Source organism: Pseudomonas sp. 9.2(2024), assembly GCF_039695385.1.
GTDB classification, from domain to species: Bacteria; Pseudomonadota; Gammaproteobacteria; order Pseudomonadales; family Pseudomonadaceae; genus Aquipseudomonas; species Aquipseudomonas paraglycinae.
The window spans coordinates 807,119-821,035 of record NZ_CP155585.1 but is presented as its reverse complement, the minus strand read 5'-3'; the positions used below and the strand labels follow the sequence as shown (position 1 = coordinate 821,035).

Annotated in this window: 11 protein-coding genes; 2 read left to right on the top strand and 9 right to left on the bottom strand. The window is 62.0% G+C overall.

Translation table 11 applies throughout. The annotated features are described in order from the left end of the window. Window positions 1–43: 43 nt before the first annotated feature. Window positions 44–445: a lectin OAA gene (locus ABFB52_RS03630; protein WP_102686793.1), complete on the bottom strand. Its 402-nt coding sequence runs from the start codon at window positions 443–445 to the stop codon at window positions 44–46. 222 nt (window positions 446–667) lie between these two features. On the opposite strand from ABFB52_RS03630, the gene ABFB52_RS03625 reads away from it, so the two are divergent. Next, a complete protein-coding gene (locus ABFB52_RS03625) occupies window positions 668–2,422 on the top strand; it encodes a molecular chaperone (protein ID WP_129972329.1) in 1,755 nt (584 codons plus the stop codon). Window positions 2,423–2,461: 39 nt separating this feature from the next. On the opposite strand, the gene serB is transcribed toward ABFB52_RS03625, so the two are convergent. Further along, complete coding sequence (gene serB, locus ABFB52_RS03620; protein ID WP_129972328.1) at window positions 2,462–3,676, bottom strand: phosphoserine phosphatase SerB; 1,215 nt, start codon at window positions 3,674–3,676, stop codon at window positions 2,462–2,464. A gap of 134 nt (window positions 3,677–3,810) precedes the next feature. On the opposite strand from serB, the gene ABFB52_RS03615 reads away from it, so the two are divergent. Next, window positions 3,811–5,319, top strand: a complete 1,509-nt coding sequence (locus tag ABFB52_RS03615; RefSeq protein WP_102686795.1) for an AhpA/YtjB family protein — start codon at window positions 3,811–3,813, stop codon at window positions 5,317–5,319. A gap of 379 nt (window positions 5,320–5,698) precedes the next feature. Here the strand turns inward: ABFB52_RS03615 and ABFB52_RS03610 are convergent, their stop codons facing one another. From ABFB52_RS03610 to cpdA, 7 genes are all read right to left on the bottom strand, one after another. After that, window positions 5,699–6,409: an ABC-type transport auxiliary lipoprotein family protein gene (locus ABFB52_RS03610; RefSeq protein WP_085746491.1), complete on the bottom strand. Its 711-nt coding sequence runs from the start codon at window positions 6,407–6,409 to the stop codon at window positions 5,699–5,701. A gap of 231 nt (window positions 6,410–6,640) precedes the next feature. Beyond that, window positions 6,641–8,905 (bottom strand): DNA topoisomerase IV subunit A, encoded by a 2,265-nt coding sequence (gene parC, locus ABFB52_RS03605; RefSeq protein ID WP_129972327.1) that lies wholly within the window; start codon window positions 8,903–8,905, stop codon window positions 6,641–6,643. 7 nt (window positions 8,906–8,912) lie between these two features. Then, a complete protein-coding gene (locus ABFB52_RS03600; RefSeq protein ID WP_085746489.1) occupies window positions 8,913–9,437 on the bottom strand; it encodes a TIGR02281 family clan AA aspartic protease in 525 nt (174 codons plus the stop codon). Next, on the bottom strand, window positions 9,434–10,423 hold the full coding sequence (locus ABFB52_RS03595) for an esterase-like activity of phytase family protein (RefSeq protein WP_129972326.1): 990 nt from the start codon (window positions 10,421–10,423) through the stop codon (window positions 9,434–9,436). The genes ABFB52_RS03600 and ABFB52_RS03595 overlap by 4 nt, the downstream gene beginning before the upstream one ends. After that, window positions 10,423–12,330 carry a DNA topoisomerase IV subunit B gene (gene parE / locus ABFB52_RS03590; RefSeq protein ID WP_129972325.1) on the bottom strand — a complete coding sequence of 636 codons (1,908 nt, stop codon included), beginning with the start codon at window positions 12,328–12,330 and terminating at the stop codon, window positions 10,423–10,425. The genes ABFB52_RS03595 and parE overlap by 1 nt, the downstream gene beginning before the upstream one ends. Window positions 12,331–12,372: 42 nt before the next feature. Continuing rightward, the gene (locus tag ABFB52_RS03585) at window positions 12,373–12,981 is read right to left on the bottom strand and encodes a YqiA/YcfP family alpha/beta fold hydrolase (RefSeq protein WP_064382909.1); all 609 of its coding nucleotides are present in this window, start codon (window positions 12,979–12,981) and stop codon (window positions 12,373–12,375) included. Window positions 12,982–13,077: 96 nt separating this feature from the next. Beyond that, window positions 13,078–13,893, bottom strand: a complete 816-nt coding sequence (cpdA, locus tag ABFB52_RS03580; RefSeq protein ID WP_129972324.1) for a 3',5'-cyclic-AMP phosphodiesterase — start codon at window positions 13,891–13,893, stop codon at window positions 13,078–13,080. Window positions 13,894–13,917 lie beyond the last annotated feature (24 nt).

The following is a 13,917-nucleotide window of genomic DNA, read 5'->3' as shown; positions in this document are numbered from 1 at the left end:
TTCGCACGTCTGCGAAGGGGCGGACACGACCTGAGTGGCGCCGTTACTCTATCTGCCCACGGAAGCCGATCGGGCCTTCGTTGGCGTAGGTATTGGTGCCACTGAGGTTTTTCCCTCCGTCATTGGATGTGACACTCAACGCGATAACATTCTGGTTATCCCGCCCGCCGATCACCCACTTGCCACCTGGGTGCCACGGGGCATCGTTGCCACCCCACTGGTTTTCAACGTTGTACTGGTTCTGGCCAGTACGCTGAGCCTTGAAGCCAATAGGGCCTTCGCCGGCGTAAGTCATAGTGCCGTTAAAGGTTTTGCCACCGTCGCCGGACTTGATCTCGATCGCGACGACGTTCTGGTTGTCCCGCGCGCCCAGCACCCAGGTTCCACCCGGATGCCAGGGTGCCGAACTACCGCCCCATTGATTTGCCACTGCGTATTTAGACATGAACCTCATCTCCTTGAAGTTTCGGGAGACCTGCCCCGACGTTGACGGCAGGCCGTGCAACCGTGCGTTTCCGATCGCACGTCTGAGAGCCTAGTAGCGCCTGCGGGAATGGCACCAGGCCAGCAGACCAACGGTAAAAAACCCTGACAATCGCCTGCGAAACAGACCACAACTGCTAGAGTTTTTGGCATTGCCCTATTCGCCGCCGGAGCTTGTCACGGCATGAGTGAGCCTCGTTCCCAACCAAAACTGAGCGCCCCGACCCCGACGCAGTTGCGCCTGTCCTTCTGTGAAGCCACCCCGCGCGACCTCAAGCGCTGGATCGCCGACCTGCCGAAAGCAAACATCGGCGAAACCGCGCGCCTGCTGTATCAAGGCTTAGGTGAGCTCAATCAATTGCTGACGCCCAGCGATAATCGCCTGCATCTGCTGGAACTGTTGCGACCCGAGGTTTACTTCGTCTGCCAGCATCTGGAACGGCATTTTCTGCATCAGGCGATCATGCTCGATGAGCGCTCACGCAAGATCAGCAACCTGTGCCAGGCCCTGCAAAGTCAGCTGGCCATCGGTTACAAACAGATCATTCTGCGGATCGCGCCCAAGTATTCCCGGGATCGCGCAGCCCTGGTGAGCGAAGCGCTGCAACGGGCGGCCCATGCGCTGAAAGGGCAACTGGTTCGCGCCACGCAGTTGTACAGCGCCGCACCGGAACAGCTGTGGTTCGAACTGCATCAATTGTTTCGCTGCGCCTGCGAGCTGCAACTGCAACATCGCCGGGTGCGCGACGACCTTGCCAGCCTGACCGCCGAGTTGAGTGTCGAACAGACCTACCTCGCCGCCCTGCTGCTGGGCAGCGCCCGCTGCAATCAGTTGCGGCAGAATCAGATCGTGCGTCTGGCGCAAGTGGTGGAACCGTGGAGCGCCTGGCTGAAGCTGCATCCCGCCCATCCGGGCGAAGGGTTGTTCGCGGTTTCGGCAGAGATCGACGCCGGCCCGCGTTACCGCTACCAATTCCGTAGCGAGCAACAAGCCAGTCTGCTCGGTTTCGATCCGCAACCACTGGTGAACGCCATCGAGGCCCACCTGCTGCATCAGGATGCGACCAGGCCGCTGCCCGTGCCGTCCGGCCTGACGCTCGACACCCTGCAACATTTGCACGCCACCTGGGGCGAAGCTGCCGAACGCAGCTTCCAGCGCACCGTCGGCCAGGGCAACCTGACCGTGTGCGTCGGCATGAGCGCCCTGCACTTCTACCTCGGCGGCGAACGCACCTTCAGCGAACTGCTCAAGCACCCCGGCGCCCGTGCAGCGAATTTCAGCCGCGCGGTGGTTCAGGGCGAAAAGGACAGCTGGAGCCAGGCGTTCGATGCCGCGCCGCAGAGCACATCCGATGAATTGTTGCCCTACGAGGAAATTCGTTACGAACCGCTGATCGACGATGAAGACGACGCCGACAGTCCGCCGCATTACCCGACCTACGCCTTGCCGGTGATCAACCACAGCCCCGGCGGTTATTGTCTGGCCTGGCCGAAGGATGTACCCGCCGAATTGCAGGCCGGGGAAATGGTCGGGATTCAGGACAGCCTCAATCAGGGCTGGAGCATTGCCGTGGTGCGCTGGATCCGCCAGGTGCGCGGCGCCGGTACGCAAATGGGCATCGAACTGGTGGCGCCCCATGCGCGGCCGTGCGGTTTGCAACTGGTGCGTTCGCGGGATGATCACAGCCAGTATCTGCGCGGTTTGTTGTTGCCGGAAATCAGTGCGATCGACTTGCCGGCGACGCTGTTGGCGCCACGGCTGCCGTTTCAGGAAGGCAACAAAGTGCTGATCAACACCCAGGGCGAGGAGCACCGCGCCGGGCTGGATCGGCGGGTGGCCAGCACTCACAGTTTCAATCAGTTTGCCTATCGCTCGCTGGAAACCGCCAGGAATGGCGGGAGCGAAGAGGATTTCGACTCGTTGTGGAAATCCCTTTGAGCCAGGACCGCAGCCGAAGGCTGCGATCCTGCGCCGATGTCAGAGCTGCCCGTCGCGATCGCGGAAGCCCAGCAGGTACAGCACGCCATCCAGACCGAGGGTCGAGATCGCCTGCTTCGCCGACTGCTTGACCAGCGGCTTGGCGCGGAACGCCACGCCCAGACCGGCAATCGCCAGCATCGGCAGGTCGTTGGCGCCGTCGCCCACGGCGATGGTCTGCTCCAGACGCAAACCTTCTTTTTCAGCCAGCTGCTTCAGCAGATCAGCCTTGCGCTGGGCATCGACGATCGGCTCGATCGCCACGCCAGTGCACTTGCCGTCGACCACTTCCAGTTCGTTGGCGAACACGTAATCGATGCCGAGTTTGGCCTGCAATTGCTTGGCGAAGTAGGTGAAGCCGCCCGACAGGATCGCGGTCTTGTAGCCCAGACGCTTGAGTTCGGCGAACAGGGTTTCGGCGCCTTCCGTCAGGCGCAGCGAGGCGCCGATCGAATCGAGCACGCTGACATCCAGGCCCTTGAGCAGTGCCAGACGCTCCTTGAAGCTGGCGCGGAAGTCCAGCTCGCCGGCCATTGCCCGCTCGGTGATTTGCGAAACCTGATCGCCGACGCCGGCGGCCTTGGCCAGTTCGTCGATGACCTCGGCTTCGATCAGGGTCGAGTCCATGTCGAACACCGCCAGACGACGGTTGCGACGGAACAGCGAATCTTCCTGGAAGGCGATGTCGACGTTCAGCTCCTGTGCCACGCTGAGGAACTCGGCGCGCAGGGCTTGCGGATCGGCGGCTTCGCCGCGCACGGAGAACTCGATGCAACCCTTGCCCCTGTCAGCCGGGGTGTCCAGCGGCATACGACCCGACAGACGGTCGATATGATCAATGTTCAGGCCGTATTTGGCGGTGATCGAGCTCACGGCCTGCAACTGGCCGGCGGTGACCTTGCGGGTCAACAGAGTAACGATATGGCGCTTCTTGCCCTGATTGCCCACCCATTGCTGGTAATCCTCTTCGGACACCGGGGTGAAGCGCACCTGCTGGTCGAGCTCATAGCCCTTGAACAGGATGTCCTTGAGCACCGACTTGCCTTGCTCGGAGTCGGGGATTTCCACAAGGATGCCGAACGACAGCATGTCGTGGATCACCGCCTGACCGATGTCGAGGATATTCACACCACCCTGGGCCAGAACACCGGTAATGGCCGCCGTCAGACCCGGACGGTCGACTCCCGTGATGTTAATCAGGACGATTTCGCGCAACGCGCACCCCCGCAACTGGAAAAAAACCGCATTCTACCCACTTTCAGTGACCATCGGGCACCGCCAGCGCTTTGCCGGTCTAGGGCCTGTCGCTATACTGCGCGTCAACTTCACGGACAAAAGAGCCGAGCTCAGTGAACCGGCCCACGCCAGTTAAAACCGATAACTTCTTTCTGCTGATCTTCCGTGCACTGCGCCACCGCCGTGTACCGATTGCATTGCGCATTGCCAGCCATAACGTGATCCTAGTCGCCCTGGCCCTGGTGATCTATGCCTGCGTGATGGGCCTGCAGTTCAAGCAGGCCATGCACGAGCAGGCTGATGCGCTGGGCGAAAGCCTGACCACGCAGACCGCCACCTCCGCCACCGAGCTGCTGGTGTCCAACGACATCCTCAGCCTCAACGTGCTGCTCAACAACCTGACCAAGAACAAGCTGGTGGCCCACGCCGCCATCTACAGCGTGGACAACCGCATCCTCGCCGAGTCCGGTCAGCGGCCCAAGCACGGCCTGCTGGGCGAAGCCGAGGGCATGTACGAGAGCAAGATCACTTTCCAGGACGTGACCGCCGGGCAACTGCGCATCAGCCTGGACATGGATCAGTTCCAGCAGCCGATGACCATCAGCCTGCAAAGCATGGGTATCCTGAGTGCGATCCTGCTGGCACTGTCACTGGCCCTGAGCCTGCGTCTGGGCCGGCACATTTCCACGCCGCTGCTGCAACTGCGCGTGTGGTTGCGCCGGATCGACGAATACACGCCGGGTATCGAACGTCAGGACGAGATCGGCGATCTTGCCCGCCAGTTACACGCCAACTATGCGCCGGAGCCGGCCGAACCGGAGCCTGAGCCGGAACCCGAGTTCGAGGACGACGAGCCGGAATTCGAAGTGCGCAACCTGCGTGATCCGAGTTTCGACGAGAGCCGCCCGATGGCTGCGCAGAAGCCTGCGCCACGCCATGTGGTCAGCACCGTTGAAGACGACGATGACGAAGACCCGTTCGCCGATCTGCGTGACGAGTCGCTGGACGAAACAGCACAACCGGCAGTGCGCCGACCGACCCCGAGCGTGCCGCAACACACGGCGGTGCTGGCGGTACAACTGGGCTCGCAGGAACAACTGCGCCGTTTGCCGCGCGCACGTCTGGAAGAGTTGCAGGATCGCTATCGCGACTGCCTCGAGCAGGCTGCTTCGCTGTACCAAGGCGAAATCGAAACACTGAACGACGGCAGCACCCTGATGCTGTTCCACACCGAAGACAGCGGCGACGATTACCTGACCAACGCCATCTGCTGCGGCGAGCTGCTGCGGGCGCTGGGCCACCAGTTGCAGATCGAAGTCGCCGACAGCGGCATCACCCTGCAATTGCAGCTGGGCCTGACCCTTGGCGACGAGCTGTTCGGCCTGAGCCAGATCGACCTGTTGCTGACCGACTCCGCCCAGGACGCCCTGGCTCTGTCGCAACACAGCCGCAACCTGCTGCTGGTGGAGCGCAAGATCGGTGACGACGCGCTGATTCGCCAGCGTGCCCGGATCCGCCCGATTGCCAGCCCTGAGGGGGCTTGCTGTGTGGAGCGGTTGATGGAGCCTTATCCGTCGATGCTTGAGCGGCAACTGGCGCGGATGCATGAGCGTCGGGCCTGAGGCCTTGCCCTGGATGTGAAGAAGCCCGCAGACGAGTGATTGTCTGCGGGCTTTTTGTTTGTGGCGTTATTGTGATATCACCCGTCGTCAAACAGCCCCTCACCCTAGCCCTCTCCCAGAGGGAGAGGGGACTGACTGAGGTGTATGACGCTATCCGTCGACCTGAAAATTTGAGTCGATTATGGATTCACAGCCGAGCTTTCAAGTCGGCGTACCTCCCGAATATCCCCCAATCAGTCCCCTCTCCCTCCGGGCGGTCCGACGTTTCGGGAGGGTTAGGGTGAGGGGCTTTTCGAGTCGGACACCAATGCATGTCCCACCAACGCCCAGACAAAACAAAGCCCGCACAAGGCGGGCTCTGTCCTGACTCGATCCAGCCTTAGAAGCGAAACACTTCCATATCCGTACGAATCGGCGAAGCCATCGGAATCTTCGGCTGCTTCTCGGCTTCCGCCGCCGGTGCTGCCGGTTTCGGTGCCGGTTTGCGCGGCGCTTCGGCGACCGGTGGCTGATTGGCCAACGGCTTGAGCGCTACCGACAACTGCTCGGCCAGACGCTGCAACAACACGCCCTGCGCCTGCACCTGCGCGGCGGTGGTGCCGGCATGCTGCTCTTGCAGATGGACGATGCGGTTATCGCGCACCTGGCCACGGCGGTCGATCAGGCGCCACTGCGCATCGAGGATCGCCGGTTGCGATTGACCAGAATCCAGACGCGTAATGGTCAACAGCACCTGCACATCCGGGGTGAAGCCCACAGTGGCCGGCGCCAGCACGACGCGCTGACTGTCCAGATGCCCGGCAACCTGACGCAACAGCAACTGATCGATGTCCGACGAAAGGCTTCCGGCCCAGCGACCATCGGTCGAAGCTTGCAGGCTGCCGTCCGGTTGACGCTGCAACAGAGTTTCCCGTTGCAGGTAATCGGCTACGATCACAGGGCCCAGCAAAACCGCCATGCCTGCGCTTTGCGCAGGCTGGGCCGGACTTCCGCTGTCCAGCTGATACAGCGACACCGGCTGGTGAACGCTGCAACCCGCCAGGCCAAGAACGCCGGCGAGCAGGAAAATAAGGGGGCGCAGAGAAGTCATCATCCCGTCCAGGTGGCCGCCACAAGGCTGACCACAGTGAAAATACTCAATAAATATGAAGAACGCTCGGCCACGCCGGCGCTTGGAAAGGCCATATCATCCGTGAATATGCGTTCCGACTCCAGCGCCAAAGCGCCGATCTACGGGTTAAATCGTAGATCGAACGCTCTAGAGAGGCGTTCTCAGTCATTTTCCCCGAAGGAGAAAAGAGTACGAACGCTTCCTGGCCGCTTAATTGAGGTTTTCGACGAGCAGCGCATCCACCCGCTGGAAGCCACGTGGCAGTTTGTTACCACGACGACCACGTTCACCTTTGTAGTGTTCGAGGTCGTCGGCTTTCAGCGACAAGGTACGTTTTCCGGCCTGCAGCACCAAGGTGGCGCCTTCCGGAAGAACGGCGATGTCCGTGACATATTCTTCGCGACTGGCCACACGCTCACCGGAAATACCGATGATCTTGTTGCCTTTGCCCTTACCTAATTGTGGCAGATCGCTGATCTTGAAGATCAACAGACGACCCTCGGTCGTCACCGAGGCCAGCCAGTTGTGCTCGCGGTCGGCGACCGGACGCGGCGCAATCACCTTGGCGTTGTTCGGCAGGCTCAACAGGGCCTTGCCGGCCTTGTTCTTGGCTTGCAGGTCTTCGCCTTTCACCACAAAACCGTAGCCGGCGTCGGAGGCGATCACGTACAGCGAGTCCTCTTCAGGCATCAGCACGCATTCGAACGTGGCGCCCGGGGGCGGCGTCAGACGGCCGGTTAACGGCTCGCCCTGGCCCCGTGCCGATGGCAGGGTGTGGGTGGCCAGCGAGTAACTGCGGCCCGTGGAGTCGATGACCACCGCCGACTGGTTCGAACGCCCCGCCGCCGAGGTCTTGAAGCCGTCCCCGGCTTTGTACGACAGGCCGGTGGCGTCGATCTCGTGGCCTTTGGCCGAACGGATCCAGCCTTTTTCCGACAGTACGACGGTGACTTTCTCGTTCGGCAGCAGATCGTGTTCGGTCAGCGCCTTGGCTTCGGCACGCTCGACGATTGGCGACCGACGGTCATCGCCGTAGGTTTCAGCGTCTTTCAACAGCTCGGTGCGAACCAGCTTCTTCAGCTTGGCTTCGCTGCCCAGCAAGGCTTGCAGCTTGGCCTGTTCCTTGAGCAGTTCGTCCTGCTCGTCGCGCAGCTTCATCTCTTCCAGTCGCGCCAACTGACGCAGACGGGTGTCGAGGATGTAGTCGGCCTGGATCTCGCTGAGGGCAAAACGCTCGATCAGCTTGGCTTTCGGGTGTTCCTCGGTGCGGATGATGTGGATCACTTCATCCAGGTTGAGGTAGGCGATCAGCAAACCGTCCAACAGGTGCAGGCGACGCTCGACCTTGTCGAGGCGGAATTGCAGGCGGCGACGCACGGTCAGCACGCGGAATTCCAGCCACTCCACCAGCAACGCACGGAGGTTTTTCAGCTGAGGCTTGCCGTCCAGACCGATGATGTTGACGTTGACCCGATAGGTCGACTCAAGCTCGGTGCTGGCGAACAGGTGCTGCATCAGCGCTTCGTGATCGACGCGGCTGTTGACCGGTATGATCACGATGCGGCACGGGTTCTCGTGGTCGGATTCGTCGCGAAGATCGGCGATCTGCGGCGCTTTCGACGGTTTGGCCTGCATCAGTGCAGCGATCTGTTCCAGCACCTTGGCCCCGGAGACCTGATGCGGCAGCGCGGTGACGATGATGTCACCGTCCTCGACGTGGTACACGGCGCGCATGCGCACCGAGCCCTTGCCGGTTTCGTACATTTTCAACAGGTCGGCGCGTGGGGTGATGATTTCCGCTTCGGTCGGGTAGTCCGGGCCCTGAATGTGCTCGCAGAGCTGTTCGACCGTGGCTTTCGGCTCATCGAGCAGGCGCACGCACGCGGTCGCGACTTCGCGCAGGTTGTGCGGCGGTACGTCGGTGGCCATACCCACGGCGATGCCGGTGGTGCCGTTGAGCAGGATATTCGGCAAACGTGCCGGCAACACCAGCGGTTCCTGCAGGGTGCCGTCGAAGTTCGGGCCCCAGTCTGCGGTGCCCTGGCCCAGTTCGCTGAGCAGCACTTCGGAATAACGCGACAGCCGCGCTTCGGTGTAACGCATGGCGGCGAAGGATTTCGGATCGTCCGGCGCACCCCAGTTACCCTGGCCGTCCACCAGCGTGTAGCGATAGCTGAACGGCTGGGCCATCAGCACCATCGCTTCATAGCACGCCGAGTCGCCGTGCGGGTGGAACTTGCCGAGCACGTCGCCGACGGTACGCGCCGACTTCTTGTGCTTGGAATCGGCATCCAGCCCCAGCTCGCTCATGGCATAGACGATACGCCGCTGTACTGGTTTCAGACCGTCGCCGATATGCGGCAGGGCACGGTCCATGATCACGTACATGGAGTAGTTGAGGTAGGCATTTTCGGTGAAGTCAGCCAGCGACCGGCGTTCTACGCCATCTAAGCTGTCTGCAAGGTTATCGCTCATGCGGGCCTCATCGGTTCGTTGTCTGGCGCAGCAGCATGGTGCCGCCGCGCTGAGTAAATTCAAGTTTGTTCAGGGCGCTCATGCCGAGCAGCACCTGATCGCCATGCAGCCCCGGCGCCACCAGTGCGCGGACGTCCCGCAGCACGATGTCGCCCAGTTGCAGGCGGTCGATACGGGTGCGATAGCCCTGGCTCAGGCCATTGGCCGTGCTCAGGGTCACACCGAAACCTTCTTCCAGCCGAAGGTTTTTCGCCACCTCGGCCGGGATTGCCACGTCGGTCGCGCCGGTGTCGAGCATGAACTCCACCGGCCGACCGTTGATCAGGCCGCTGGCGACAAAATGTCCCTGGGCGTTGCCGATCAATTTCACTTCGATAAAGCCGTTGCCCTGCAGCGAAGCCACTTCCACGTTGGGATTACGCTGGCGTTCTTCCCACTGGCCGAAAAACCGCGTGGCCAGAAACAGCGCCGCGCACCACGCCAGAATCATCAGCACCCGACCGGCGCGTTTGCCCGGCGGTTGCTGGCTCATGGCTTGGCGCTCCAGCCACCCTCGGGCGCGGCGAAACGCCAGATGATCGGGCGAACCTCGCCATCGGCGCGCGGGCCGAAATTGTTGTCGACGCCGATCCAGGCGCCTTGAGCATCGACCACCAGCGCCTCTTCCAGGCCGAAGTTCTGTGAATAACGCCGATTGGCCTGCAACAGCTCGGCCGCATACGACCAGCAGAGCTCGACCTTGGCCGTCTGCGCATCGCGACGACAGATCTGGTACGCGTTGCGCTCAAGGGTAAACAGCTTGCCGTTGAACAGGGAGATATCGGAAAAATCCCGATTGACCGGACGCGCTTTCGGGAACTGCGGCGGTTGCATTTCCATGCCGCCTTCACTGAGCAGCACGCAGCGACCGTCACAATCCCACACCGTCTGCTGGCGTTTGATCAGCAACAAACCGCGACTTTGCCGCTCGGCAGCCAGCCACATCTGATCGCCCGCCGGACTGATCGCCAGACCTTCAAATATCGCGTTGAACTGCAGCAACATGCCACTGGCCCGCGCCTCGCGCACCATCATCGGCGAGATTTTCAGCCACGACGACGGCCCCTGCGGCGGTGCTTGCAGCACGGCCGCGTGGGCTTCGCTGACGATGTAGCGGTTACCGGCGCTATCACAGCTGATGCCTTCGAAATCCAGATCGCCGCCACGAATGAACGACGCCGCCCAGGTGCGCGAACTGATGCCCCACGGCAAGCCGCTGTCCGGCACTTTCGGCGGATCGATGCGCACGGCCGTGGCCTGCCAGATCCGGTCGCGGATATCGAGACGGTAGATCTGGTCATCGTCACGGTCCGAAACCGTCCACAGGTCATTGCCGCACAAGGCCAGCCCCGACAGGTTGCCGCCGCGCATGCCTTCGACCGGGTGTTCGGCGAGCACGCGCAGTTCTTGCGCAGGCTCCGCCGACACCGTCATCGAACCCAGCAGCAACGCACCCGCCAAGGCCCAGCCAAACCGCATCAGGCCAGAACCTCGGCGAGGTTGCCCTTGGATTCGAGCCAGGTCTTGCGGTCGCCGGCGCGTTTCTTCGCCAGCAGCATGTCCATCATTTCCGAGGTCTGGGCGAAGTCGTCCCCGAGGGTCAACTGCACCAGACGCCGGGTGTTCGGGTCCATGGTGGTTTCGCGCAGTTGCGGCGGGTTCATTTCACCCAGGCCTTTGAATCGGGTGACCTGTGGCTTGCCGCGTTTCTTCTCGGCCACCAGACGGTCGAGGATCCCGTCGCGCTCGGCTTCGTCGAGGGCGTAGTAAATCTCTTTGCCCAGATCGATGCGGTACAGCGGCGGCATCGCCACGTAGACGTGACCGGCATCCACCAGCGGGCGGAAATGCTGGACGAACAGGGCGCAGAGTAAGGTCGCGATGTGCAGACCGTCGGAGTCGGCGTCGGCGAGGATGCAGATCTTGCCGTAGCGCAGCTGGCTCATGTCCTCGGCGCCCGGATCGACACCGATGGCTACGGCGATGTTGTGCACTTCCTGGCTGGCCAGCACTTCGCTGCCGTCGACTTCCCAAGTGTTGAGGATCTTGCCGCGCAACGGCAGGATCGCCTGGAATTCCTTGTCCCGCGCCTGCTTGGCAGAACCGCCGGCGGAATCACCTTCCACCAGGAACAGCTCGGAACGCATCGGATCCTGCCCGGCGCAATCGGCCAGTTTGCCCGGCAACGCCGGCCCCTGGGTGATGCGCTTGCGCTCGACTTTCTTGCTGGCCTTCAGGCGACGGCCGGCGTTGCTGATTGCCAGTTCGGCCAGCGCCAGACCGGTTTCCGGGTTGGCATTGAGCCACAGGCTGAACGCGTCCTTGACCACACCGGAAACGAAAGCCGCTGCTTCACGAGACGACAGACGCTCCTTGGTCTGGCCGGAGAATTGCGGCTCCTGCATCTTCATCGACAGGACGAAAGCAATGCGCTCCCAAACGTCTTCCGGCGCCAGCTTCACGCCACGCGGCAGCAGACTGCGGAATTCGCAGAACTCGCGCATCGCATCAAGCAGGCCCTGACGCAGACCGTTGACGTGGGTGCCGCCCTGCTCCGTCGGGATCAGGTTGACGTAGCTTTCAGTGACCGAGGTGCCACCTTCCGGCAGCCACAGCAAGGCCCACTCGACCGCTTCCTTGGTACCGGCCAGGTTGCCGCATAACGGCGCGTCCGGCAGGCGCTCGAATTCGCTGACCGCGTCCACCAGGTAGGAACGCAGGCCATCTTCGTAATGCCACTCGACCTTCTCGCCAGTGCCTTTGTCTTCGAAACTGATCAGCAGCCCCGGGCACAGAACGGCCTTGGCCTTGAGCACGTGCTTGAGGCGGCTGATGGAGAATTTCGGCGAATCGAAGTATTTCGGATCCGGCGCGAAGTACACGCTGGTCCCGGTATTGCGCTTGCCGACGGTGCCGATCACTTGCAGATCGGTGGCCTTGAAGCCGTCGGCAAAGGTCATTTCATATTCGTTGCCGTCACGCTTGACCCGCACCCGTACCTGGGTCGACAAGGCGTTGACCACCGAAATACCCACCCCGTGCAGACCACCGGAGAACTGGTAGTTCTTGTTGGAAAACTTGCCGCCCGCATGGAGCTTGGTGAGGATCAGCTCGACGCCCGACACACCCTCTTCCGGATGGATGTCGACCGGCATGCCACGGCCGTCGTCGCAGACTTCCAGCGAATGATCGGCATGGAGGATGACCTGGATCGATTTGGCGTGGCCGGCCAAGGCTTCGTCGACGCTGTTGTCGATGACTTCCTGGGCAAGGTGGTTCGGCCGACTGGTGTCGGTGTACATGCCGGGGCGCTTGCGCACCGGGTCGAGGCCCGAGAGGACTTCGATGGCGTCGGCGTTATAGGAGCTAGCGCTGGGAGTGGCCATAGGGTCTCGTCGTCAGTGATTCAATGAAAATGGGGCAAGACTTCACAGTGCGGTGAAATCGATTGCCTGATAGGTATCGGCACCAATCCCGGCAAAGCTGAGCAATGCCGGCAATTGTGTAACAAATCCCTGGAAACTGTGGTCGCCGCCGGCCTGAATGCGCAAGGCGCAGGCCCGGTAATACTGCTGGGCAAGGCGATAATCCAGCGTTTCATCCCCGGTCTGCAACCATACCTGATAACGCTGCGGATCCTGCGGCGCCGGCACTTCCAGCTCGGCCAGGGCCGTCACGTGGTCGTGGGTCAGCTCCCAGGTTTCGTCGGTGTACAGGTTTTTCTGGGTGCCCAGGTATCCGTCGAACATCCGGTGCGGACTGACGGCCGGGTTGACCAGCAAGGCTTTCAAGCCATGGCGCTCGGCCAGGTGAGTCGCATAGTAGCCGCCGAGCGAGCTTCCCACCAGCAATGGCCGGCCGAGTTCGGCGATTGCCTGTTCCAGCTGACCGATGGCTTCGCGCGGGTGGTGATGCAGCGCCGGCACACGCAGTTGATCGCTCAAACCCAGCCGCTCCATCACCTCGACCAGCTGACAGGCCTTTTTCGAGGCCGGCGCACTGTTGAAACCATGGATATAGAGAATCGAACCGGACATTTGAGCTCCCTGGGCGTCGGCTGAAGAAAGCGGAGTTTACAGGGAGTCGAGGGGTGTTGGGCCAGCACCCGAGGAAATCAGCGCTGCGCCCGTCAATCAGTAACCGTCGGAGCCGTAATCAACCTGAAAATCGAAACCCGTGACACGCTCCACACCGGTCTCGATCCGCCCATCCGGCAACAATCGCAACCAGCGATACCCCGGTGCCTGCTCGCCGACCTTGAAGTCTTCGCTGCCCGGCTCGAACTGGATGCAGGTCGACGGCGATGCCATCAGCCGTACGCCGTTGCGCTCGCGGTCGATCTCCTGATGGACATGCCCCCACAGCACGGCACGGGCCTGCGGGAAACGATCGAGTACGTCGAAAAACGCTTCCGGATTGCGCAAGCCGATCGGCTCCATCCAGGCGCAACCGATCGACACCGGATGATGGTGGAAGCACACCAGATGATGGCGATCCGGCGCTTCGCTCAGGGCGCGGGCGAGCAATTGCAGCTGGTCGTCCTGCAAATACCCCGGCACCGATCCGGGCACGGCCGAATCGAGCAGGGTCACGCGCCAGTTGCCGACGTCCACCACGGACTCCAGCAGCGCACTCTTCACAGTCGCCTGAGCCATGATCTGTGGCTCGTCGTGGTTGCCGGGAATCCAGCGGGCCGGCGCGTCGATCTGCGCCGTCATCTGCCGGAATTGCTGGTAGGACTCCAGCGTACCGTCCTGGGACAGGTCGCCGCTGGCAACGATCAGGTCGATCCGCGGTTGCTGTTCGAGCACCAGTTCGATGACTTTTTGCAGGCTCTCGCGGGTGTTCATGCCAAGCAACGTTCCGTCCGCCTCGGCGAACAGATGACTGTCAGAGAGCTGCACCAGCAACGCCGTGTCGGCGGTGGTCAAAGTCGATACGCTCGGCAAGGCGTTCTCCCCCGGGATCGCGGG

What these genes read in the sequence shown, in the direction of transcription:
- ABFB52_RS03630 (WP_102686793.1), bottom strand. Translation starts at nt 445, where the DNA reads ATGTCTAAATACGCAGTGGCAAATCAATGGGGCGGTAGTTCGGCACCC.
- ABFB52_RS03625 (WP_129972329.1), top strand. Translation starts at nt 668, where the DNA reads ATGAGTGAGCCTCGTTCCCAACCAAAACTGAGCGCCCCGACCCCGACG.
- ABFB52_RS03610 (WP_085746491.1), bottom strand. Translation starts at nt 6,409, where the DNA reads ATGACTTCTCTGCGCCCCCTTATTTTCCTGCTCGCCGGCGTTCTTGGC.
- parC (WP_129972327.1), bottom strand. Translation starts at nt 8,905, where the DNA reads ATGAGCGATAACCTTGCAGACAGCTTAGATGGCGTAGAACGCCGGTCG.
- ABFB52_RS03600 (WP_085746489.1), bottom strand. Translation starts at nt 9,437, where the DNA reads ATGAGCCAGCAACCGCCGGGCAAACGCGCCGGTCGGGTGCTGATGATT.
- ABFB52_RS03595 (WP_129972326.1), bottom strand. Translation starts at nt 10,423, where the DNA reads ATGCGGTTTGGCTGGGCCTTGGCGGGTGCGTTGCTGCTGGGTTCGATG.
- parE (WP_129972325.1), bottom strand. Translation starts at nt 12,330, where the DNA reads ATGGCCACTCCCAGCGCTAGCTCCTATAACGCCGACGCCATCGAAGTC.
- ABFB52_RS03585 (WP_064382909.1), bottom strand. Translation starts at nt 12,981, where the DNA reads ATGTCCGGTTCGATTCTCTATATCCATGGTTTCAACAGTGCGCCGGCC.